Origin of the sequence: uncultured Sphingosinicella sp., assembly GCF_963974575.1 — a bacterium.
Lineage (GTDB): Bacteria > Pseudomonadota > Alphaproteobacteria > Sphingomonadales > Sphingomonadaceae > Sphingosinicella.
This window is the reverse complement of record NZ_CAXBBQ010000006.1, coordinates 118097-138344: the sequence shown is the minus strand read 5'-3', so window position 1 is coordinate 138344 and position 20248 is coordinate 118097. Positions and strand designations below refer to the sequence as shown.

Annotated in this window: 19 protein-coding genes; 11 read left to right on the top strand and 8 right to left on the bottom strand. The window is 64.6% G+C overall.

Features of this window, described 5'->3' with window-relative positions; all coding sequences use genetic code 11:
* The first annotated feature begins 9 nt into the window (after nucleotides 1-9).
* From AAC014_RS12510 to AAC014_RS12475, 8 genes are all read left to right on the top strand, one after another.
* The gene (locus AAC014_RS12510) at nucleotides 10-828 is read left to right on the top strand and encodes a M55 family metallopeptidase (RefSeq protein ID WP_339708975.1); all 819 of its coding nucleotides are present in this window, start codon (nucleotides 10-12) and stop codon (nucleotides 826-828) included.
* Between the two features lie 139 nt (nucleotides 829-967).
* On the top strand, nucleotides 968-2092 hold the full coding sequence (locus tag AAC014_RS12505; protein ID WP_339709271.1) for a D-alanyl-D-alanine carboxypeptidase family protein: 1125 nt from the start codon (nucleotides 968-970) through the stop codon (nucleotides 2090-2092).
* A 6-nt stretch (nucleotides 2093-2098) separates the two neighbouring features.
* Nucleotides 2099-2710, top strand: a complete 612-nt coding sequence (tmk, locus tag AAC014_RS12500; RefSeq protein WP_339708973.1) for a dTMP kinase — start codon at nucleotides 2099-2101, stop codon at nucleotides 2708-2710.
* A gap of 5 nt (nucleotides 2711-2715) precedes the next feature.
* Nucleotides 2716-3630 carry a DNA polymerase III subunit delta' gene (locus tag AAC014_RS12495; RefSeq protein WP_339709269.1) on the top strand — a complete coding sequence of 305 codons (915 nt, stop codon included), beginning with the start codon at nucleotides 2716-2718 and terminating at the stop codon, nucleotides 3628-3630.
* Nucleotides 3631-3648: 18 nt separating this feature from the next.
* Entirely contained in the window at nucleotides 3649-5208 is a 1560-nt protein-coding gene (gene metG, locus AAC014_RS12490) for a methionine--tRNA ligase (RefSeq protein WP_339708971.1), read from the top strand.
* Nucleotides 5198-5971 (top strand): TatD family hydrolase, encoded by a 774-nt coding sequence (locus AAC014_RS12485; protein ID WP_339709267.1) that lies wholly within the window; start codon nucleotides 5198-5200, stop codon nucleotides 5969-5971. Before metG ends, AAC014_RS12485 begins: the two co-directional genes overlap by 11 nt.
* Nucleotides 5968-6732, top strand: a complete 765-nt coding sequence (locus AAC014_RS12480; RefSeq protein ID WP_339708969.1) for an MBL fold metallo-hydrolase — start codon at nucleotides 5968-5970, stop codon at nucleotides 6730-6732. The genes AAC014_RS12485 and AAC014_RS12480 overlap by 4 nt, the downstream gene beginning before the upstream one ends.
* 4 nt (nucleotides 6733-6736) lie before the next feature.
* The gene (locus AAC014_RS12475) at nucleotides 6737-7330 is read left to right on the top strand and encodes a TIGR02281 family clan AA aspartic protease (protein ID WP_339708967.1); all 594 of its coding nucleotides are present in this window, start codon (nucleotides 6737-6739) and stop codon (nucleotides 7328-7330) included.
* A gap of 9 nt (nucleotides 7331-7339) precedes the next feature.
* On the opposite strand, the gene AAC014_RS12470 is transcribed toward AAC014_RS12475, so the two are convergent.
* Entirely contained in the window at nucleotides 7340-8857 is a 1518-nt protein-coding gene (locus AAC014_RS12470; RefSeq protein ID WP_339708965.1) for a phospholipase D-like domain-containing protein, read from the bottom strand.
* Between AAC014_RS12470 and AAC014_RS12465 the strand changes: the two genes are divergently transcribed.
* The 3 genes from AAC014_RS12465 to mazG all read left to right on the top strand — a co-directional run bounded on the left by AAC014_RS12465 (nucleotide 8858) and on the right by mazG (nucleotide 11169).
* A complete protein-coding gene (locus AAC014_RS12465; RefSeq protein ID WP_339708963.1) occupies nucleotides 8858-9421 on the top strand; it encodes a group II truncated hemoglobin in 564 nt (187 codons plus the stop codon).
* Between the two features lie 199 nt (nucleotides 9422-9620).
* Nucleotides 9621-10289, top strand: coding sequence for a PEP-CTERM sorting domain-containing protein (locus AAC014_RS12460; protein WP_339708961.1), 669 nt, complete (start codon nucleotides 9621-9623; stop codon nucleotides 10287-10289).
* Nucleotides 10290-10401: 112 nt separating this feature from the next.
* Nucleotides 10402-11169, top strand: a complete 768-nt coding sequence (gene mazG, locus AAC014_RS12455) for a nucleoside triphosphate pyrophosphohydrolase (protein ID WP_339708959.1) — start codon at nucleotides 10402-10404, stop codon at nucleotides 11167-11169.
* Here the strand turns inward: mazG and hflX are convergent.
* The 7 genes from hflX to dusB form a co-directional block, all read right to left on the bottom strand.
* On the bottom strand, nucleotides 11166-12377 hold the full coding sequence (gene hflX, locus AAC014_RS12450; RefSeq protein ID WP_339709265.1) for a GTPase HflX: 1212 nt from the start codon (nucleotides 12375-12377) through the stop codon (nucleotides 11166-11168). The genes mazG and hflX overlap by 4 nt on opposite strands.
* A gap of 149 nt (nucleotides 12378-12526) precedes the next feature.
* Nucleotides 12527-12775, bottom strand: coding sequence for an RNA chaperone Hfq (hfq, locus tag AAC014_RS12445; RefSeq protein WP_121048858.1), 249 nt, complete (start codon nucleotides 12773-12775; stop codon nucleotides 12527-12529).
* A 77-nt stretch (nucleotides 12776-12852) separates the two neighbouring features.
* On the bottom strand, nucleotides 12853-14256 hold the full coding sequence (locus tag AAC014_RS12440; RefSeq protein ID WP_339708955.1) for a sigma-54 dependent transcriptional regulator: 1404 nt from the start codon (nucleotides 14254-14256) through the stop codon (nucleotides 12853-12855).
* A 4-nt stretch (nucleotides 14257-14260) separates the two neighbouring features.
* Nucleotides 14261-16531: a PAS domain-containing sensor histidine kinase gene (locus AAC014_RS12435; RefSeq protein ID WP_339708953.1), complete on the bottom strand. Its 2271-nt coding sequence runs from the start codon at nucleotides 16529-16531 to the stop codon at nucleotides 14261-14263.
* A gap of 78 nt (nucleotides 16532-16609) precedes the next feature.
* Nucleotides 16610-18079 carry a nitrogen regulation protein NR(I) gene (ntrC, locus tag AAC014_RS12430; protein WP_339708951.1) on the bottom strand — a complete coding sequence of 490 codons (1470 nt, stop codon included), beginning with the start codon at nucleotides 18077-18079 and terminating at the stop codon, nucleotides 16610-16612.
* A complete protein-coding gene (locus AAC014_RS12425; RefSeq protein ID WP_339708949.1) occupies nucleotides 18076-19167 on the bottom strand; it encodes an ATP-binding protein in 1092 nt (363 codons plus the stop codon). Before AAC014_RS12425 ends, ntrC begins: the two co-directional genes overlap by 4 nt.
* Before the next feature lies 1 nt (nucleotide 19168).
* Nucleotides 19169-20170: a tRNA dihydrouridine synthase DusB gene (dusB, locus tag AAC014_RS12420; RefSeq protein WP_339708947.1), complete on the bottom strand. Its 1002-nt coding sequence runs from the start codon at nucleotides 20168-20170 to the stop codon at nucleotides 19169-19171.
* Between the last annotated feature and the right edge of the window lie 78 nt (nucleotides 20171-20248).

Below are 20248 nucleotides of genomic sequence, written 5' to 3'. Positions count from 1 at the left end.
GGATACCCTATGCGGCTCTTTATTTCCGCCGACATCGAAGGCGTGGCGGGGGTCGTGTCGCGCGATCAGGCGGGGCCGGAGGGCTTCGAGTATGCCGCCGCGCGCGCGCTGATGACGAACGAGGTGCTTGCCGTCGTGCGCGGGGCGCAGGCGGCGGGCGTCACCGAATGCGTCGTCTGCGATTCGCACGGCAACGGGCTTTCGATCCTCGCGGACAGGATGCCGCCGGGCACGTGGCTCGTCCGCTCGTGGCCGCGCCCGCTCTTGATGATGCAGGGGATCGAGGTCGGCGACTACGTTGGAGCCATGCTGATCGGCTATCACGCAGGCGCGGCGGACAGTGCCGGCACGATGGCGCACACCATGTCGAGCCGCGGCATCCGCAGCGTGAAGCTGAATGGCCGCGAGGCCGACGAGGCCTTCATCAGCGCCGCGACCGCAGGCCAGTTCGGCGTGCCGCTGCTGATGATCTCGGGCGACGACGTGTTCATCGAAAAGAACGGCCCTGCGCTCGGCCCTGTCGAGCAGGTCGTCACCAAGCGCTCCCTCGGGATGTTCTCGGGCATGTCGCCGTCTCCTGACACGGTCTGCGCCGCGCTCGAAGCGGCCGCATCGCGCGCGGTCGAAGCGCGGCAGAAGGCGCTGCTCGTGAAGCAGGACGGTCCCATCGAGGTGGAACTGACGCTCGTCGACCGGCTCGCGGTAGAAGTGCTCGACTTCCTGCCCATGTTCCGCCGTCTCGGCGCGAACACGATCGGCTTCCGCGCGGACGACATGGCGGCGCTGAACCGTGTGTTCGCGTTCCTGCTGTTCTTCAAGCTGTCGTAAGCCGCCTGCCTCCGCGCTGGCGAAGCGATGGGGCGCGGGTTATAGCTGCGTGAGACTCGTGCGGGCGTCCGATCCCGCCGAAGCCGATCTAAAGGAGTGAATTCAAGCGATGCGTCTTGCCGCGCCGATCTCGGCCTTCATGCTGGCTTTCGCCGTCCCCGCCGCCGCCGATTACCAGAGCCTCGCGCCCTTCGCTTACCTGAAGGACATGAGCACCGGCGCCGTGCTCTTTTCGCAGGCCGCCGATCAGCAGATGCCGCCGGCTTCGATGGCGAAGATGATGACGACGCACGTCGCCTTCGATCTGGTGAAGCAGGGCAAGCTGAAGCTCGACCAGAAGTTCCGCGTGCGCGCGGAAACGTGGGAAAAATGGCATGGGCCGAAGGCGGGCTCCACGATGTTCCTGTCGGTCGATCAGGAGGTCTCGGTCGAGGATCTCTTGCACGGCATCGTCACGCTTTCGGGGAACGACGCCTGCGTGGTGCTCGCCGAGGGGATTTCGGGCACCGAGGAAGCCTTCGCCGATCTGATGAATGCCGAAGCAAAGAAGCTCGGCCTAAAGGGATCGCACTTCACCAATTCGAACGGCTGGCCGGACGACCGCCAGGTGGTGACACCGCACGACCTCGCGATCATCGCCGAGCGGACGATCAAGGACTATCCGGACCTCTACAAGAAGTTCTACGCGGTCGACAGCTTCACCTGGGGCCAGACGATGGGCGGCGCACCGATCACGCAGCCGAACCGCAACCCCATTCTCGGCAAGGTGCGCGGCGCGGACGGCCTCAAGACCGGCCACACCGAGGCTGCGGGTTTCGGCTTCACCGGATCGGCCGAGCAGGACGGGCGGCGCCTTGTCATGGTCGTTTCGGGCCTCACCTCGTGGGACGAGCGCGTCAAGGAATCGATCCGCCTGATGGAATGGGGCTTCGGCGCGTGGGATGCGAAGCCGATCCTCGCGAACGGCAAAGTGGCGCTGCGCGCGCCCGTGTTCCTCGGCGATGCGCCGGACGTGGGCATCACCGCAGCGCCGGGCACGCGCGTTTCCACGCCAAAGGCGATCGTGTCAGGCCTCAATGCGAAGATCGTCTATGATGGCCCGATCGAAGCACCGATTGCCAAGGGCCAGAAGATCGCCGAACTCGTGCTCACCGTGCCCGGCCTTGCGGAGCAGCGCGTGCCGCTGGTCGCTGCCGAAGCGGTCGAGAAGGCGGGGCCGCTCGGCCGCATTATGGCGGCGTTCAGGCACGTGTTCGGCGGCTGAGGCCGCGTGGGCGGGCGCTTCATCAGCTTCGAAGGCGGGGAGGGGAGCGGCAAGAGCACCCAGCTCCGCCGCCTCGCCGCGCGTCTCTCCGCGCAGGACGTCATTGTCATCACCACACGCGAACCGGGCGGCACGCCCGGCGCGGAGGATATCCGCCAGCTGCTCGTCGAAGGTGAGCCGGGGCGCTGGGACGGGCGCGTCGAGGCGCTGCTGGTGAATGCCGCGCGCGCCGATCATGTCGCGCGCCTCATCCGTCCCGCGCTCGCCGAGGGCAAATGGGTGCTCTGCGACCGCTACGTGCACTCGACGCTTGCCTATCAAGGCGCGGCGCGCGGGCTTGATGATGCCGAACTGCGGCAGCTTCATGCGTTCGCGACCGGCGACCTCTGGCCCGATCTCACCATCGTTCTCGATGTCGATCCCACGCTCGGTCTTGCCCGCGCGGCCGGGCGGGCAGGGGGCGAGGCCCGCTTTGAAGGCGAACCGCCCGCCTTCCACAAGGCAGTGCGCGATCGTTTCCTGTCGTTCTCCGATGTTGCCGTGGTCCCGAGCGACGCACCCATCGATGACGTCACCGACGCGGTCTGGTCCGTTGTCGCGGAGCGTTTCGGCCTGTGAGCATCATGGGTCATCAGGTCCAGCAGGAAGCCTTCCGCGCGGCGTGGGATCAGGGCAAGGTGCACCATGCGTGGTTGCTCACCGGCCCGCCCGGCATCGGCAAGGCGAGCGTGGCGCAGGCGCTCGCGCGCTTCGTGCTCACCGATGGCAAGGGTGCGCCGCATCCCGCGCTCGCGCTCATCGAGGCGGGGAGCCATCCCGATCTGCGCATCCTTCAGCGCGGCCTCAATGACCGCGGGGCGCTTCGCGCCGAGATCGTCGTCGATCAGATCCGCGATCTGCAGTCGCTGTTTCAGTCGAAGCCCAGCTACGGGGGCTGGCGTGTTGTCGTTGTCGATGCCGCCGACGAGATGAATCGTAGCGCTGCCAACGCCTTCCTGAAGAATCTTGAGGAACCACCGGAAAAGACGTTGTTCCTGCTTGTCAGCCACAGCCCGATCCGTCTCCTGCCGACCATTCGCTCGCGCTGCCGCACGCTCCGCTTTCAGCCGCTCGGCGAGGCTGATGTTCGCGCCGTGCTCACGCGCGCGCTTGAAGACAGCAGCCCGCCGGAAATCGAGGCGCTGGCGGCTCTTGCGGAGGGTTCGCCGGGCCGCGCGCTGCGTTTCGCGGGGCTTGACGTCGAGAAGCTCACGCGCGCGCTTGCCGACCTTGCGAACGGGCAGGGTGACGCGATGGCGCTGGCCAAATCGCTCGGCGGCAAGACCGCGCAGGCGCGCTACGAGGCATTCGTCGAGCTCGTCCCCGCGTTCATCGCCGGCGCAGCACGCGAGCGCACGGGCGCATCGCTTGCACGCGCGCTCCAGCTGTGGGAGAAGGCCCACGCCCTCGCCGCCGAGGCCGTGCCGCTTGCTTACGATCCGCAGGTTGTCGCGTTCGAACTGGCGGGATACGTGGGCGAACTCGATAACCCCCGGTAGCAAAGCAAGCGCCCCCGCATGAGTGCCAAGCGGAAATTCTACATCACGACCGCCATCTCGTACCCCAACGGCCGCCCGCACATGGGCCACGCCTACGAGGACATCGCGACTGACGTCATCGCGCGTTATCATCGGCTTGCGGGTGACGACGTGTTCTTCATGACCGGCACCGACGAGCATGGGCTGAAGATCGCGCAGGCAGCGCGCAACGCGGACATCGATCCGCGTACCTTCGTCGATGGAATGGTCCAGCATTTCAAAGATATGTGCGCGCGTCTCAACATCAGTCATGATCGTTTCATCCGCACCACCGAACCCGCGCACTACGCCTGCGTGCAGGAGCTCTGGCGCCGGATGGAAGCGAACGGCGACATCTATCTCGGGCGCTACGAAGGCTGGTACTCGGTCCGCGACGAGGCCTATTATGACGAGAGCGAGCTGGTGCCGGGCGAGGGCGGCGAAAAGCTCTCGCCGCAGGGCACGCCGGTCGAGTGGACCGTCGAGGAGAGCTATTTCTTCCGTCTCTCGAAATACCAGCAGCCGCTACTCGACCTCTACGAGCAGAATCCGGACTTCATTCAGCCCGCAACGCGCCGCAACGAGATGCTGCAGTTCGTCCGCGGCGGGCTCAGCGACCTCTCCGTCTCGCGCACCAGTTTCGATTGGGGCATTCCGGTGCCGGATGCGCCCGGCCACGTCATGTACGTGTGGCTCGATGCGCTCAGCAATTATCTCACTGGCGCGGGCTATCCCGATGCGTCCTATACGAAATGGTGGCCCGCGGACGTCCACATCATCGGCAAGGACGTGGTTCGCTTCCACACCGTCTACTGGCCCGCGTTCCTGATGTCCGCAGGCGTCGAACTGCCGCGCAAGGTGTTCGGCCACGGCTTCGTGCTCAACAAGGGTGAGAAAATGTCGAAGTCGCTCGGCAACGTCGTCGAACCGCTGGCGATGGCGGAGGAATACGGCGTCGATCAGCTCCGCTATTTCCTGATCCGCGACGTCCCCTTCGGGCAGGACGGCAGCTACAGCCACGAGGCGATCGTCACGCGCACGAATGCTGATCTCGCGAACAGCTTCGGCAACCTCGCTCAGCGGACTTTGTCCCAGATTTTCAAGAATCTGGATGGTGTTCTTCCCGCATCGCTCGATCAGAACGAGGCGGACGCCGCATTGCTCGCTGCAGTCGACGCGGGCTGCAAGGGTCTTACCGCCGCGTTCGAAACGTTCGACCTGTCGCGCGGCGTCGAAGCCTGGCTGCACGCCGTCTTCGCCTGTAACGCCTATATCGACGCGCAGGAGCCGTGGAAGCTGAAGAAGACGGACCCGGAACGCATGAAGGTCGTGCTCGGCACGCTGTTCGTCGCGATCCACGATCTGGCCGTTGCGATCTCCCCCGTGATCCCGGCGTCCGCCGCAAAGCTGCTCGATCAGATGGGCGTGCCTGAAGCCGACCGCGACTTCGCGAGCCTCGGTAGTGATTGGTACGCGCGTCTCGCCGCGTCCGGTTTCCGCCTCGAAGCCCCGCAGGGCGTTTTCCCGCGCTATGTCGATGCTGAGCCCGATGCCGATTGATAGCCACTGCCACCTGAATTACCCCGGCCTCGTCGAGGATCAGGCGGGCGTGATCGCGCGCGCCCGCGAGGCGGGTGTCTCGGCGATGCTGGCGATCTCGACGCGCAGCAGCGAATGGGATGACGTCATCCGCATCGCCGAGGGAACATCCGATATCTGGGCAAGCGTCGGCGTTCACCCGCACGAGGCGGACAGCGAGGATATTGAGAAAACGCGCCTCGTCGCGGCGACACAGCACCCGCGTGTCGTCGGCATCGGCGAGACAGGGCTCGACTATTATTATGACAAGAGCGATCGCGAGCGTCAGCGCGAGAGCTTTCGCCGCCACATCGCCGCCGCGCGTGAAACCGGCCTTCCGGTGATCGTCCACACGCGCGAGGCGGAAGCCGACACGCTGGAGATCATGGAGAGCGAGCTGGGGAAGGGGGGGTACACCGCCGTTATCCACTGCTTCACCGCCAGCGCCGCGTTTGGCCGCAAGATGCTCGATCTCGGCTTCTACATCTCGATATCCGGCATCGTCACGTTCAAGAATGCCGCCGACCTTTCTGAATTCGCTGCAGAAATTCCGGAAGATCGCCTGCTCGTGGAAACCGATGCCCCGTTCCTCGCGCCCGTGCCGAAGCGCGGCAAGACCTGCGAACCCGCCTTCGTGACGCACACCACCGCCTTCCTCGCCGAGAAGCGCGGCGTCCGCTTCGAAGACATCGACCGAACGACGAGCGAGAACTTCTACCGGCTGTTCGCGAAGGCGCGCGCGTGAAGGTCACCGTCCTTGGAAGTGGCACGTCGAGCGGCGTGCCCCGCATCGGCAACGATTGGGGCGCCTGCGATCCGAATGAGCCGAAGAACCGCCGCCGCCGCGTCTCCGTGATGGTCGAAGCCGAGCGCCACGTCATCATCATGGATACGAGCCCCGACCTTCGCGAACAGCTCCTCAGCGCCAACGTCGCGCGCATCGATGCCGTGCTCTACACGCACGATCATGCCGATCATGCCCATGGTATCGATGACTTGCGCCAGATCTTTCACATCATGCGCAAACCCGTCGACTGCTATGCGACGGCTGACACATGGCGTGTCCTCAAGGCGCGCTTCGACTATATATTCTCGGGCGGCCTCGGTTATCCGCCGAGCTGCGTGGCGCACGAACTCGGCGCGAAGTTCACTGTCGGCCCGATGACGGTGACACCGTTCGAGCAGGTCCACGGCCCCATCCGCTCCACGGGCTACCGCGTCGATCACGCTGGTCATTCGATGGCCTATTCCACCGATATCAGCGACCTGACGCTGTCTGCCGACAATGCCGTGAAGGGCGTCGACCTCTGGATCGTCGATGCGCTCCGTCGCAAGCCGCACCCCACGCACAGTCACCTGGATCGCACATTGTCGTGGATCGCGCGCCTGCGTCCGCGCCGGGCGATCCTCACGCACATGGATAATTCCATGGATTATGCCACCCTTGCCAAGAGCATGCCTCCTGGTGTTGAGCCCGGATACGATATGCTGACGGTGGAGCTTTAGGCATATGTTCGAAGCGCTGAGCTCGAGCGAGAAGGCTGCGCTCATCAGCTCGGTGGGCTTTGCCGTCCTCATCCTGATGAGCCTCGTCCCGCGCCTCCGCGAAGTGGGCGCGGCCAGAACGCTGAAAATGGCGCTGTCGTGGGTGCTGATCTTCGGCGGCCTCATCTTCCTTGTCACGCAGTGGCCCGCGATCCGCGGCGCGCTCGATCCCGCCAGCCCGCGCACGGAAGGCGAGGAGATGCTGCTCACCGCGCGCGAAGACGGGCACTTCTATGTGCGCGGTACGATCAATGGCGAGAGTGCACTCTTCATGGTGGATACCGGCGCCACCGATATCGTGCTCACCATGGAAACCGCCGCGCGCGCCGGTTTCAGCCCCGATACGCTCCGCTTCGACGGCATGGCCCAAACTGCGAACGGCAGCGTCCGCACCGCGGGTGTCCGGCTTGGCGAACTGACGATCGGTGACGTCACGCTGCGCGACATGCCGGCCAGTGTGAACGAAGGCGTACTTGGCACGAACCTCCTCGGGATGCGCTTCCTGCGCACGCTGAAGAGCTGGCGCGTAGAGGGCGACACGCTGATCCTGCGGCCCTGAAGCGCGCCGTCACCTTCTGCGCCGACGCCCGCGTCTGCGCGCCCTCAACCGCGCCATGCCTTCCCGCCAGCGTATCCTCAGGCCACGTCTGTTCAGTGGCTCGAAGAAGCCCTCGGCCTTCTCGGGATCGAGCAATTCGTTTTCGGCAATGAACTGCTCGAACGGTCCCGGCTTTTCGAGGTCGAGCAGATCCAGCGTCTTGCCCGGCCCGCGCAGCGATTCGATCGTATCCACCAGCGATCCCATTTCGGCGAAACGCGCCGCGAAAACCTCCGGTGTCACGTCGAGATGCTCGGCCAGCAGCCGTGTGCGCAGTGCCGCGATCGTGGGTGGCGTGGTGGCATTGGCGGGGAGGGCGGCATCGATGATGACGTCACATTCGCTGTCGAGCCCCATCGAGCGGTTGTTGAGGTTCGCAGAGCCGATCTTGAGCAGCCGATCGTCAACGATCGCAACCTTCGCGTGCACATAGATGTCCGTACCGCCGCGGGTCATGGGAACGTAAATGCGGAAACGGTTACGCCGGTCCACCTTGCTGATGGCGCGTGCGAGCTGAACGCGCGCGGCATCCATGGCTTTCTGTTCCAGCCAGCCATCGGCGCTGCGCGGCATCACGACAACGATTTCAAGCGCATCTGTCTCCTTCATGCGTGCCGCAATGGCGGCGGCGATCCTGCCGGAAGTCAGATACTGGTTCTCGATATAGATGAAGCGCTGTGCCGCTGCGATCATGTCCAGCCACAGCGCCTCGATCTCGCGGACTTCGTCGCAGTCGCGCCAGGCTGAGCGCGTGCGTGCGATTGCGATGTCCACGTCGCGAAAATCGACAGGCGCGTCCGCGGGCCAGTGGTCATGGTCGTCCTCCACCGGCGGCAGGGCGTGTCGCGTCGCGTGCTGCCAGCGGTCGCGGCCGAGGTCGGCGAGCGCGTGCGCCGCGTCACCATCCAGCATCATGGTGACGTCATGCCACGGGCCGTAAGGCTTGCCATCCGGCAGCTTGCGCCGGGCGTCGTCGTCCTCATGGGCATTGGTGTCCCAGCGCGCGCACGAAATGTCGATGCCGCCGCACACCGCGAAACGCTCGTCGATCACCACGATCTTCTGGTGGTGGCTGCAGCCGACCGGGTGGAAGCTGTCGAAGCGGAAATCGATGGCGCGGGTCAGCTGCCAGCGCAGCAGCGTCCACGCCGCGCGCGGCCGCAAGAACTGCTTCAGCGCGCCGAAGCTCCATTTCAGGATGTCGATCTGGCGCGCCGGGTTCTCGCGCGCCAGCCGCAGGAAGAAATGGCCCAGGCTTTCGCCCTGGCCGTTCTCGTCGGGTTCCAGCGTGATGCGCGTATCGAAATCCCAGCCGATGATGAGGATGCGCCGCCGCGCCGCGATCATCGCCTCGCGCACGTAATGATAGTAGTCGGCGGCGTCCACGACCGCGGACGCGCGCGCCGACCGTTCGATACGCCAGCAATTGCGCCCCGCCTCAAGGATCGGGGTGAGGGGAGCGTCACCGCCCTGCTCTTCGTTTACCATTTGTTCTCCGGCTGCGTTCCGGTCGCCCCGTACATTCGTGGAACCGCATCGTTAACGCAAAGCCGGGCGTTCGGCTCCCGCATTCGTCGCGGCAAACGCAGGAACTTGATCTGGATCAAGGAAGGTTCGTCAAAGGCCCGGTTGATCGGTTTCATGAGCGAATCCGGCACGAGCACGACACCATACGACAGCCTTGGCGGAGAAGTTGCCGTCAGGCGCTTCGTCGATCGTTTCTACGATCTCATGGAAAGCGAGCCAGAGTATGCCGCGCTGCGCGGGATGCACGCGTCGGATCTGGCGCCAATGCGGCGATCGCTTGCAGGCTTCCTCACGGGCTGGCTCGGCGGACCGCGCAACTGGTTCGAGGAGAACGTCGGCGTCTGCGTGATGTCGGCGCACGCCGCGCTGCCGATCAGCGCAGAGACATCGCAACAGTGGACGGACGCAATGGCACGCGCGCTGTCCGAAAGCGATATCGACGCCGACCTCGCGACCCGCATGAACGACGCATTCGGGAAAATGGCCGGGGGGATGACCCGAATGGCGGCAAATCGCGATCGTTGATTTAACATAATATATATTATCGTTTTATAAGACGCGTGATCAGGTAGGCGCCCTGCACATCCCCTCACTGTCGTGATCTTTTACAGTTTGAGATTGCTTTGATAGACGCAACTCCTGATCGCGACGGATATCCGCCAATATCCCGAAAACGGCACATGTTTTGCTTATGTCTCTGGCATTACAGCCAGGGAGGGCCACGATGAAATCCTTGAAACTCACGCTTGCTGCGTCAGCCTTGGCACTGGCCGCCGGCAGTGCGCACGCAGATGTAATTCTTCGTACAGGCGTTGATGGCGGCGATGCTGTTCTTGCGGCAGGCGCGCTCGATCCGTTCTGGGATATTTCCGTGGATGGCGGCACGACGTACAGCGACGCCAAGGTGGCCTATCCGGCGCAAATCTGCTGCGGCATGGCGACGGCCGGACCGAACGCCGCCTGGATCACCGATCCGAGCGTTACGGCAGGAAGCTCCAGCACAAGCTGGGGCGTCGGCAATACGGTCTTTCTGACACGCACGTTCGATCTTAGCGGTTATGACATCGACAGTGTTGCCATGAGCGGCATCTGGCGTGTTGCCGACAATTCGGTCGGCATCTACATCAACGGGAATCTGGTCCCCGGCACGACGATCAACACCACCTGGGGTAGTGATTTCGCTATCTCGGTACTTGCGGGAAGCGGCTATTTCACCAACGGCATCAACACGATCGAGATGCGCGGCTCCTCCATCAACAGCACATGGGATGCCTTCTGGCTCGATGCGCTGGTTACCGGCGATTCCGGCGAGGTGCCCGAGCCTGCTGCGCTTGGCCTTTTCGGCCTCGGAATGCTGGGCCTTCTGGCCGCCCGTCGGCGGCGCCGTAAATAGAGCCTCGCTATCTCAAGGTGCATCAAAATGGCCGGTCCTCAGGATCGGCCATTTCTTTATGACCGTGCCAGCGCCCTTCCCTGAATCCGTCGATGCCGCTAGCGATCGGAGCATGAACCACGAAACCGCACCGGACGCTTTCGCCCGCCTTGCTGACATCATGAGGGCGCTGCGCGACCCGGATGGTGGCTGTCCTTGGGATCTTGCGCAGGACTTCGGCACCATCGCGCCGTACACGATCGAGGAAGCCTATGAGGTAGCCGACGCCATTGCGCGCGGCGACATGGTCGATCTCAAGGGCGAGCTTGGCGACCTCTTGCTTCAGGTCGTTTATCATTCCCAGATGGCCGCAGAGGCTGGGCATTTCGCGCTGGCTGACGTCACCTCAGCGATTGCGGATAAGATGGTCCGCCGCCACCCGCACGTTTTCGGCGATGCCAGCGTTGCGGATGCGGACGCCCAAACTATGGCGTGGGAAGATCAGAAGGCCCGCGAGCGCGGCGATCAGGGCGCGCTTGCCGGTGTAGCGCTCGGCCTTCCCGCTTTGATGCGTGCGCAGAAGCTGCAGCGCCGCGCCGCACGCGTCGGCTTCGACTGGCCCGACGCCTCAGGCCCGCGTGCCAAGATCGACGAGGAACTGGCCGAGGTCGAGGCGGCCGACGATGCCGCGCGCGCCGGTGAAATCGGCGATCTTTTGTTCGCGGTGGTCAATTACGCGCGGCACCTCGGCATTGACGCCGAAGAGGCGCTGCGTACGGCGAATGCCAAGTTCGAACGCCGCTTCAATGCCGTGGAAGCGATGGCTGGCAAGTCTTTGCCCGGTATGGATATCGATGCACTCGAAGCGCTGTGGCAGCGCGTGAAAGCGTCGGAGCGTTAGGGAAGTGCCAGAAAGCGCGATCTGTCTTCGTCGCTGATCCGCACCTGCAGCTCCACGGACTCGCCCTTCGCGCGCCGCTTCAGCACCAGACCATTGTTTTCCAGCCACGCGAGCCGCTTTCCGTCGCCTGCGCCGACGACGAAGCTGTGAACGCGTGCATCGCGTAGCAGCGTATCGGAAATGAGCCTCCGGAGGTCGTCCACCCCTTCCCCGCTCACCGCAGAGAGAAGCACATTGTTCGGTGCGGCCGCCTGTTCGAGCGCAGCCTTGCGCGCCTCCGCATCCAGAAGATCGGCCTTGTTGAGCGCCTCGATGATCGGCCTACCACCGTCTGGATCCACCCCCAGTTCGGTGAGCACATCGATGACGTCACGCTTCTGCGCTTCGGTTTCCGGGTGCGCGATGTCGCGGACGTGCACGATGATATCGGCGTCGAGCACCTCTTCCAGCGTGGCGCGGAACGCCGCGACGAGCATCGTCGGCAGTTCTGAGACGAAACCGACGGTGTCGGAGAGGATTGCCTTGTCGATGCCCGGCAGCGCGATCGCCCGCATCGTTGGGTCGAGCGTTGCGAACAGCAGGTCTTTCGCCATCACAGAAGCGCCGGTCAAGCGATTGAAAAGCGTTGATTTTCCTGCGTTCGTATAGCCGACGAGCGCGATCACCGGATAGGGCGCCTTCTTGCGCTGGCGGCGTTGCAGCCCGCGCGTGCGGGTGACCTCGCCGAGGTCCTTGCGCAGCCGCGCCATGCGTTCGCGGATGAGGCGACGGTCGGTTTCGATCTGTGTTTCGCCCGGCCCCCCGAGGAAGCCGAAGCCGCCGCGCTGGCGTTCGAGGTGTGTCCACGAGCGCACGAGACGGCTCGCCTGATAGCCGAGGTGAGCAAGCTCCACCTGCAGCCGCCCCTCGCGGGTGGCTGCCCTCTCCCCGAAGATTTCGAGGATAAGGCCCGTGCGGTCGATCACCTTGGTGCCCGTGCCGGTTTCCAGGTTGCGCTGCTGCAGCGGCGAGAGCGCGCCGTCCACCACGGTCAGCGCCGCGCCGGTTTCCTTGGCGAGTTCCGCAATGGCCTCCACCTGCCCCGCGCCGATCAGCGTTGCGGGGCGCAGATCGCGGACACGCAGGATGCGCGTGGCGACCACGTCGAGCGAGATCGCGCCGGCAAGGCTCTTTGCTTCCTGAAGCCGCGCTTCGGCATCGCGGCGCATGGCTGCGTCGCGGCGTACAATATCGGGCACGATGACGAGCGCCTTCGTGCCCACGCTGACGCCGCGCACGTCATCATGCGCTCCGAAACTGTGGAACTGCTTACGCCGTCTGCCCCCGGATTGTGGCGGGGTTCCGGCGTCAGGGTCGGTCAATCGTCGTCGCCGTCTTTCTCGGGCTCAAACAATTGAACGGGGCTTGCCGGCATGATCGTGGAAATCGCGTGCTTGTAAACAAGCTGCGAATGACCATCACGGCGAAGCAGAACCGAAAAATTATCGAACCAGGTGATGACACCCTGCAGTTTTACGCCGTTTACGAGAAACATCGTCACCGGCGTCTTGCTCTTACGGACCGCGTTCAGGAACACGTCCTGCAAGTTATTGGCCTTGTCTGCCATGTCCCCCTCGAATCCTTTTACACTGCGCCCGATTGCCGTAGGCGCGGGCACACTATTTGGGGGTCAGGCGCTTCCCGTCAAGTGTCGGAATTTACTTCCTCGTCTGCTTTTCCGGGATCGGAGAGACCAAGCGCCTTCAGCTTTCGGTGCAGCGCCGAGCGTTCCATGCCGATAAATACAGCTGTTCGCGAGATGTTTCCCGAAAAACGACGAATTTGAACGCGCAAATACTCGCGTTCGAACGATTCTCGCGCCTCGCGCAGCGGTGTGCCCATAATCGATCGCACCGCCTCGTTCGGCATCAATTTTGCCGGTTCGGCGATGATCTCCGACGGCAGCATGTCCACCTCGACACGCTGCGCCCGCTCGGGCGGTGTCAGGATCAGCGTGCGCTCGATGATGTTCCGGAGTTGGCGGACATTGCCCGGCCAGTCGTAAGTCTGCAGTGCGGCCATGGCATCGTCGCTGAGTCGGGGGGTCGGAATCCGACGCTCCGCCGAAAGCTTGGCAAGGAAGTACTCGGCGAGCTCGCCGATGTCCTCGCGGCGCTCCGAAAGCGGCGGCAGGTGCACGGGGACGACGCTGAGGCGGTAGAACAGGTCTTCGCGGAAGCGCCCGGCTGCGATTTCCCCGGCGAGATCGCGCGACGTGCTGCTGACGACGCGAACATCGACCTTCACGCTGCGCGCGCCGCCCACACGCTGGAACATCTGCTCGGTGAGCACGCGCAGGATACGCGCCTGTGTCGCAAGCGGCATGTCCGCGACCTCGTCGAGGAACAGCGTGCCGCCGTGTGCCTGCTCGAAGAGGCCGATGCGCACGGGCTGGCCGTCCTCCTCGACGCCGAACAGTTCCTCCTCGAAGCGGTCGGGGTGGAGGCGCGCGGCGGCGACGACCACGAATGCGCTGTTCGCACGCGGCGACCACTGGTGGAGCAAGCGTGCGGCCACTTCCTTGCCGGAGCCCGGAGGGCCGTCGATCAGCACGCGGCTACCCGTTGCCGCAACACGCTTCAGCGTCGCGCGAACGCCGTTGATCATCGCAGACGAGCCGGTGATCTCGTCTTCAATGCCGGCGCGCGAGCGCAGTTCCTCGTTCTCGCGGCGCAACCGCTCTGCCTCGGTCGCGCGCTCCACCGTGTGGATCAGCTGGTCCGCCTGAAATGGCTTCTCGATGAAGTCATAAGCCCCGCGCTTGATCGCCGCGACCGCCGTCTCGACGTTGCCGTGGCCCGAGATCATGATCACGGGAAGCCCCGGATTGCGCTGCTTAACGACCTCCAGAAGCTCGATGCCGTCAAGCTTCGATCCCTGCAGCCAGATATCGAGCACGAGCAGGCTCGGCAGTCGCTCGCTAAGCGCAGCGAGGGCGCTGTCGCTGTCTCCCGCGGTGCGCGTTTCATAGCCCTCGTCATCGAGGACACCTGCGATCAGTTCCCGGATATCGGCTTCATCGTCGACGATCAGAATATCAAGCGCCACACATCTACCTTTGCTGAACTGCGACTTTTTCCGGAACGCCCGGTTCCTGCGAGACATGGGCCTGCAGGGCGGCCAGATCGAAACTCATCACCGCGGAGGCGCCGCCGCCTTCCGCGTCACGCAGATCGAGCACGCCGTCGTGCTCCTCCACAATCTTCTTGACGATCGCAAGGCCAAGGCCGGTGCCCTTCACGCGCGTCGTCACATAGGGTTCGGTCAGCCGGTCGCGCTGGTTTGCGGGAAGGCCGATGCCGTTGTCCGTCACCGTCACCACCAGCGTTTCCGGTTCGGCGAGGCGCGCGGTGAGCCTGATGCTGCCCTGCACATCCCCGTCCTTGCAGCGCGCCGCGACCGACTCGGCTGCGTTCTTGAGGAGGTTGGTAAGCGCCTGCGCGATCTGGCGGCGGTCGCAAATAAACGCCGGCAGCTCAGACGCGACATCCATCTCATAGTCGAAATCGCTGTGCGCGACCTCCTGCAGGAAGATGGCCTGCCGCGCGATATCGAGCAGTGATTCCGGTCTGAACACGGGTTTCGGCATCCGCGCGAAGGACGAGAATTCGTCCACCATCTGGCGAAGGTCGCCCACCTGCCGCACGATCGTCTCGGTGAGGCTGCGGAACGTATCCGCCCCCTCCTCGATCTTGTTGCCATAGCGCCGCTGCAGTCGCTCTGCGGAAAGCTGGATCGGCGTCAGCGGGTTCTTGATCTCGTGCGCGATACGCCGTGCCACGTCCGCCCACGCTGCACGCCGCTGGTCGGCGAGCTGCTGCGTGATGTCGTCGAAGGTGATCACATAACCCTGGCTGCCGCCCGAAACCCCGCCCATGCGCACGAGCAGCGTCTGCACGTCGTTGCCGCGCGCGATGCGGACTTGGCCGGATGCTTGGCCCGACGCGCGCGTCTCCTCCAAAAGCGCTGAAAACTCCGGCACCGCCTCTTCGATGGTCATGCCGCCGAGCGCATCTTCGCTCATTTCGAGGAGATCCGCCGCGGAATGGCTGACGAGGCGGATATGCCCATCTTCATCAATGGAGATGACGCCTGCGGACACGCTGGAGAGCACCGCCTCGGTGAACTGGCGACGGGCATTGAGCTGTTCGTTCGCCGAAACAAGCGCGCTCGTCTGCGCCTGCAATTGCCGCGTCATGCGGTTGAAGGTGCGCGCCAGCGTGCCGACCTCGTCCGGGCTATTGCGAACGGGTACGCGCGCGGCCAGATCGCCCGCCCCCACCCTCTCGGCGGCGCGCACAAGCCGTCCGATCGGCGCCACCAGCCGGTTGGCGAGCCACAGCGCCGAAAGGATGGCGGCGGCAAGGATCAGCAGGGCGATCACGAACAGCGCGAGATTGAACTGCCATTGCAGGCTCTTGGAGCGCGCGAGCAGCGCGTCATACTCGTTCATTGCCCCCTCCGCCCGCTGCGCGGACTGGAGCACGGCAGGGTCGACGCTGCGGCTGACATAAACGTAGCGTTCGAGCAGCGGATCGATGCGGACGATCGCCTCCACGCGGTCCGAAGCGGTCGCGAGCACGCTCGCCCGGCCTGATCGGGCCCGCGCGATGTCCGTAGGCAGGATGCGCTGCGCAAGCGGCGTGCCGGTCATGCCGACCGATGCATAGATATGATAATCCTCACCGTTCAGCGTGAAGACGCTCGCCTCGGTCAGGTTGCGCGCAGCGACCTGAAACGCGAGCCCTTCTGCGAAGCCGGCGGAATCGACGCCATAACTGTTCGCATACTCGTAAACGTCCGTGCCCATCGCCTCGATGTCGGCCACGATGCGCTGTCGGTTCTCGGCGACGTAGGAATGCGCGACCTGCTCGGCGTTCTCAAGGACGGTGCGGGCGTTGTCTGAGAACCAGAACTGCGTGCCGAACTGGAAAAGCAGCGAAGCGAACACCACGACAAGCAGCGTCGGGATCGCCGCGATTGCCGAGAACAGCGCCACCATGCGTACGTGCATCCGCGCGCCGGCAAGCCCGCGCCGCCGGTTCACGCGCAGGATCACGAAGCGGCGGCCGATCAGCACGAGCAGCGCCATCAGCGGCACCAGGTTCGCGACGAGCAGGATCGTGCGCCCCGAAGGCGTATTGGCAGCGGTGAGGAACGTGTCGGTAAGCGCGAAATAACTCGCGCAGCCTACAGCGACAGCGATCAATCCGAGCGCGATTTCGAGGCGCGGATAGAGATCGACGCGCGACACCCACCGGCTTATGCGGCGACGCAGCCTGCGATGCGGCGTTGCTGGCTTCACGGATATGGTCGCAGACATACGGATGAAGCTTTAACCACTTTGCCTGTTGCCGCAAATACACAGTAGCGGCGGGGCGGTAACAATTTTTGGATGACTTCAGCCTGAACGGCCGACCGGCGGGCCGGCGGGACGCAGCGCCACGGCATCGATGCCGCGATCGTTCAGCTTTTTTCGCAGCGTGTTGCGGTTGATGCCCAGCAGTTTCGCTGCTCGGATCTGGTTGCCGCGCGTCGCCGCAAGGCTCAGCAACAGCAGCGGCTTTTCGAGTTCCGCGAGGACCCGCTCATAAAGCCCATCCGGGGGTAGATCGTCCCCGAACGTATCGAAATAGCGAGCCAGGTGCGCTTCGACCGAACCTGCAAGGCCGCGATTGTCGCTCTCCGCACGTCCGGCGGGAACACGCTCGCTGCGGAGCGCCTCTTCCACGCTCGACGCGGAAATGACGTCAGAGCGTTCAAGCGCCGCGAAGCGCCGCATGAGGTTTTCAAGCTCGCGGACGTTTCCTGGCCAATCGTGCGCCTGAAGGCGCAGGATCGCCTCGGGTTCGAGTGTTTTCGCCGGCAGCCCTTCCGCCTCGGCGCGGCGCAGGAAATGTGTTGCCAGCTCGGCGATGTCGTCGACGCGGCTCCTGAGCGGCGGTAGGTGCAGCGGCACCACATTCAGCCGGTAGAACAGGTCTTCGCGAAACAGCCCGGCATCGACAAGGCGGCGCAGATCCTTGTTCGTCGCGGAAACGATGCGGATGTCGGCCTTAATCGGCCTCATGCCGCCAACGGTTGTGAACTCGCCGGATTGGAGCACGCGTAGTAGCCGCGTTTGCGCCTCCATCGGCATGTCGCCGATCTCGTCGAGGAACAATGTGCCGCCCTGTGCCTGCTCGAAGCGCCCGATCGCGCGGGCCTGCGCGCCTGTGAAGGCACCGCGTTCGTGCCCGAAGAGTTCGGATTCGATGAGTTCGCGCGGGATCGCCGCCATGTTGACGGCCACGAACGGCCCCGTCCGCCGGGAACCGAGGTCGTGCAGCGCCTTCGCCACCAGCTCCTTGCCGGTGCCGGATTCGCCGAGGATGAGCACGGTGAGGTCGGTGGGCACGACACGCGCGATCGTGCGGTACACCTCCTGCATTGCGGAAGAACGCCCGATGAGCGGCAGGCCGTCCCCTTCCTCTTTCGCCGCCGCCTTGCGTGCGGGCGCTTGAGACTGTTCGAGTGCAGCGGAAACAACGGCTGACAGCTTATTGATATCGAAGGGCTTCGGCAGGTATTCGAACGCACCGTTTTCTGTTGCGCGCACCGCCGTCGCCAACGTGTTCTGCGCGCTCATCACGATCACGGGGAGGCCGGGGCGGCGCGCGAGGATGCGCGGCACGGCATCGAGCCCGTCGGCGTCGGGCAGCACGACGTCGGTGATCACCGCGTCCCCCACCCCCGCTTCGATCAGCTGCCAGAGGCCTGCAACCGTGTCCGTCGTGCGGACCTCATGGCCCGCACGCACCAGGACCTGCCGCACGACAGTGCGGATCGCGGCGTCGTCGTCGGCGACGATGATCGTACCCGTGCGGCTCACTGGGTGCCCGCCGTCGGCAGCAGCACGCGGAAGATCGTGCGCGGCGGATTGTTGTGCCGGTCGTACTCGATGAGCCCGCCGTGGTCGCCGACAAGCTTCGCGACGAGCGCGAGGCCGAGCCCTGTGCCGCCGGGCTTCGACGAGACGAACGGATCGAACAGGTGCTCGGCGACGTCGGCAGGGGCGCCGGGGCCATCGTCGATCACGCAGACCTCTATGGGCACCGACATGCGCCGCTTGGAGCCCTTCACCGCGACCTTGAGGCCGTGTCTATAGGCACTGCGCAGGCGTATCTTGCCTTTATTCCCAGTCGCTTCACTCGCATTCTTCACAAGATTGACGAATATTTGAATGAGCGCATCGCGGTCGCCGTCCACGTCCGGCAGCGAAGGATCATAGTCTTCTTCGAACTCTACATCACGCGCGAAGCCGTGCTCGGCGAGGCGGCGGACGTGGCCGAGGATCAGGTGGATATTTTCCGGCTGCCGCTTCAGCGGTCGCGTGTCGGTGAATTCCTCCATCGAGTCGATCAGCGTGCTGATGCGATCGACTTCGGTGCAGATAAGATCGGTAAGTTCGGGGTCGCCGTCCTGGGCCAGAAGCTGCGCGGCGCCGCGAATGCCCGAAAGCGGATTCTTGATTTCGTGCGCCAGCATTGCCGCGACGCCCACCGCAGTCTTCGCCGCGCCCACTTGCTCACGCTGGCGGTTCACCATCGTCGCCGCCGCGCGCCGCTGGAAGACCAGCGTCGACCAGCCGGGCGAATCCGGCACGGGCGAAACCAGCAGGTCGGCGGTCACGCGGCGCCCACCGATGAATGCGATTTCGAGGTCGTAGGCCGCGAACTCGCCGCCGGTGACGACCGCCTCGAACAGCACGGCGCGCACGGCGCTGTCTTCCGGGAAGATCGCACCCCAGCCGCGGTCGACGAGCGCAGGCTCGCTGAGGTTGAACATGTCCTCGGCAGCCGTATTCATCCGCGCGGGCGCACCGTTTGCGTCAATGAGGACGATCGGGATCGGCAGGCTGGCGAGCAGGTCTTCGGCCGATGGCGGGAGCACCAGTGGAACCGCTGGCACTGTGACCATGTCAAGCGGCCGCCCGGGCAAGCCAGGGCGCGTAGAAATCGCGCAGCATGGCCTTGACCCGCGCGGGATCGCCGACTTGATTGACGCTGTTCCGGAATTCGGCCGAGCCGTGCATTCCTTTGGTATACCAGCCGATGTGCTTGCGCGCGAGGTTGACGCCGGTATCGGTGCCGTAAAGCTCCAGCATCATCTCGTACTGATCGAGGATCAGGTGATACTGCTCCTCGATCGTCGGCGCCTTGAAGCGGTGGTCGCAGAGATCGGCCATCACTTCGCCGAGCAGCCACGGGCGGCCATAAGCCCCCCGCCCCACCATCACCGCATCCGCGCCGGACTGTTCGAGCGCCGTGCGCGCATCTTCCACCGAGCAGATGTCGCCATTCACGACAACCGGCAGCGACACGGCGTTCTTCACGTTGCGAACGAATGCCCAGTCGGCGCTCCCCGAATACATCTGGTTGCGCGTGCGGCCGTGCACCGTGATCATCTTCACGCCGAGGTCTTCGGCGATGCGCGCGAGTTCGGGCGCGTTGAGGCTGCCATGGTCCCAGCCCATGCGCATCTTCAGCGTCACCGGCAGGTCGACGGCCTTCACTGTCGCCTCGATGAGCGAGGCCGCGAGCTTCAGGTCGCGCATCAGCGAGGAGCCGGCGTGCCCGTTCACGATCTTCTTCACCGGGCAGCCCATGTTGATGTCGATGATCGCCGCGCCGCGATCGGCGTTCAGCTTCGCCGCTTCCGCCATGATGCCGGGTTCGCAGCCCGCAAGCTGCATCGAGATCGGCTCTTCGGAAGGATCCCACGCCGCCTTCTGCAGCGACTGGCGCGTTTCGCGCACCATCGCCTGGCTCGCGATCATCTCCGTCACGGTGAGTCCCGCGCCGAAACGCTTCACCACCTTGCGGAACGGCAGGTCCGTGACGCCGGTCATCGGCGCCAGGATCACCGGCTGTTCGATGCGCACGGGTCCGATCGAGATTGGCTTCAGTTTCGGCACGGTCATTGGCTGCCCAAAAATAAGGCACGGCGCATAGCCCAAGCAGGGCTGTTCGGCAAGCACAGCCTGCGCTAAAGCCGCCGC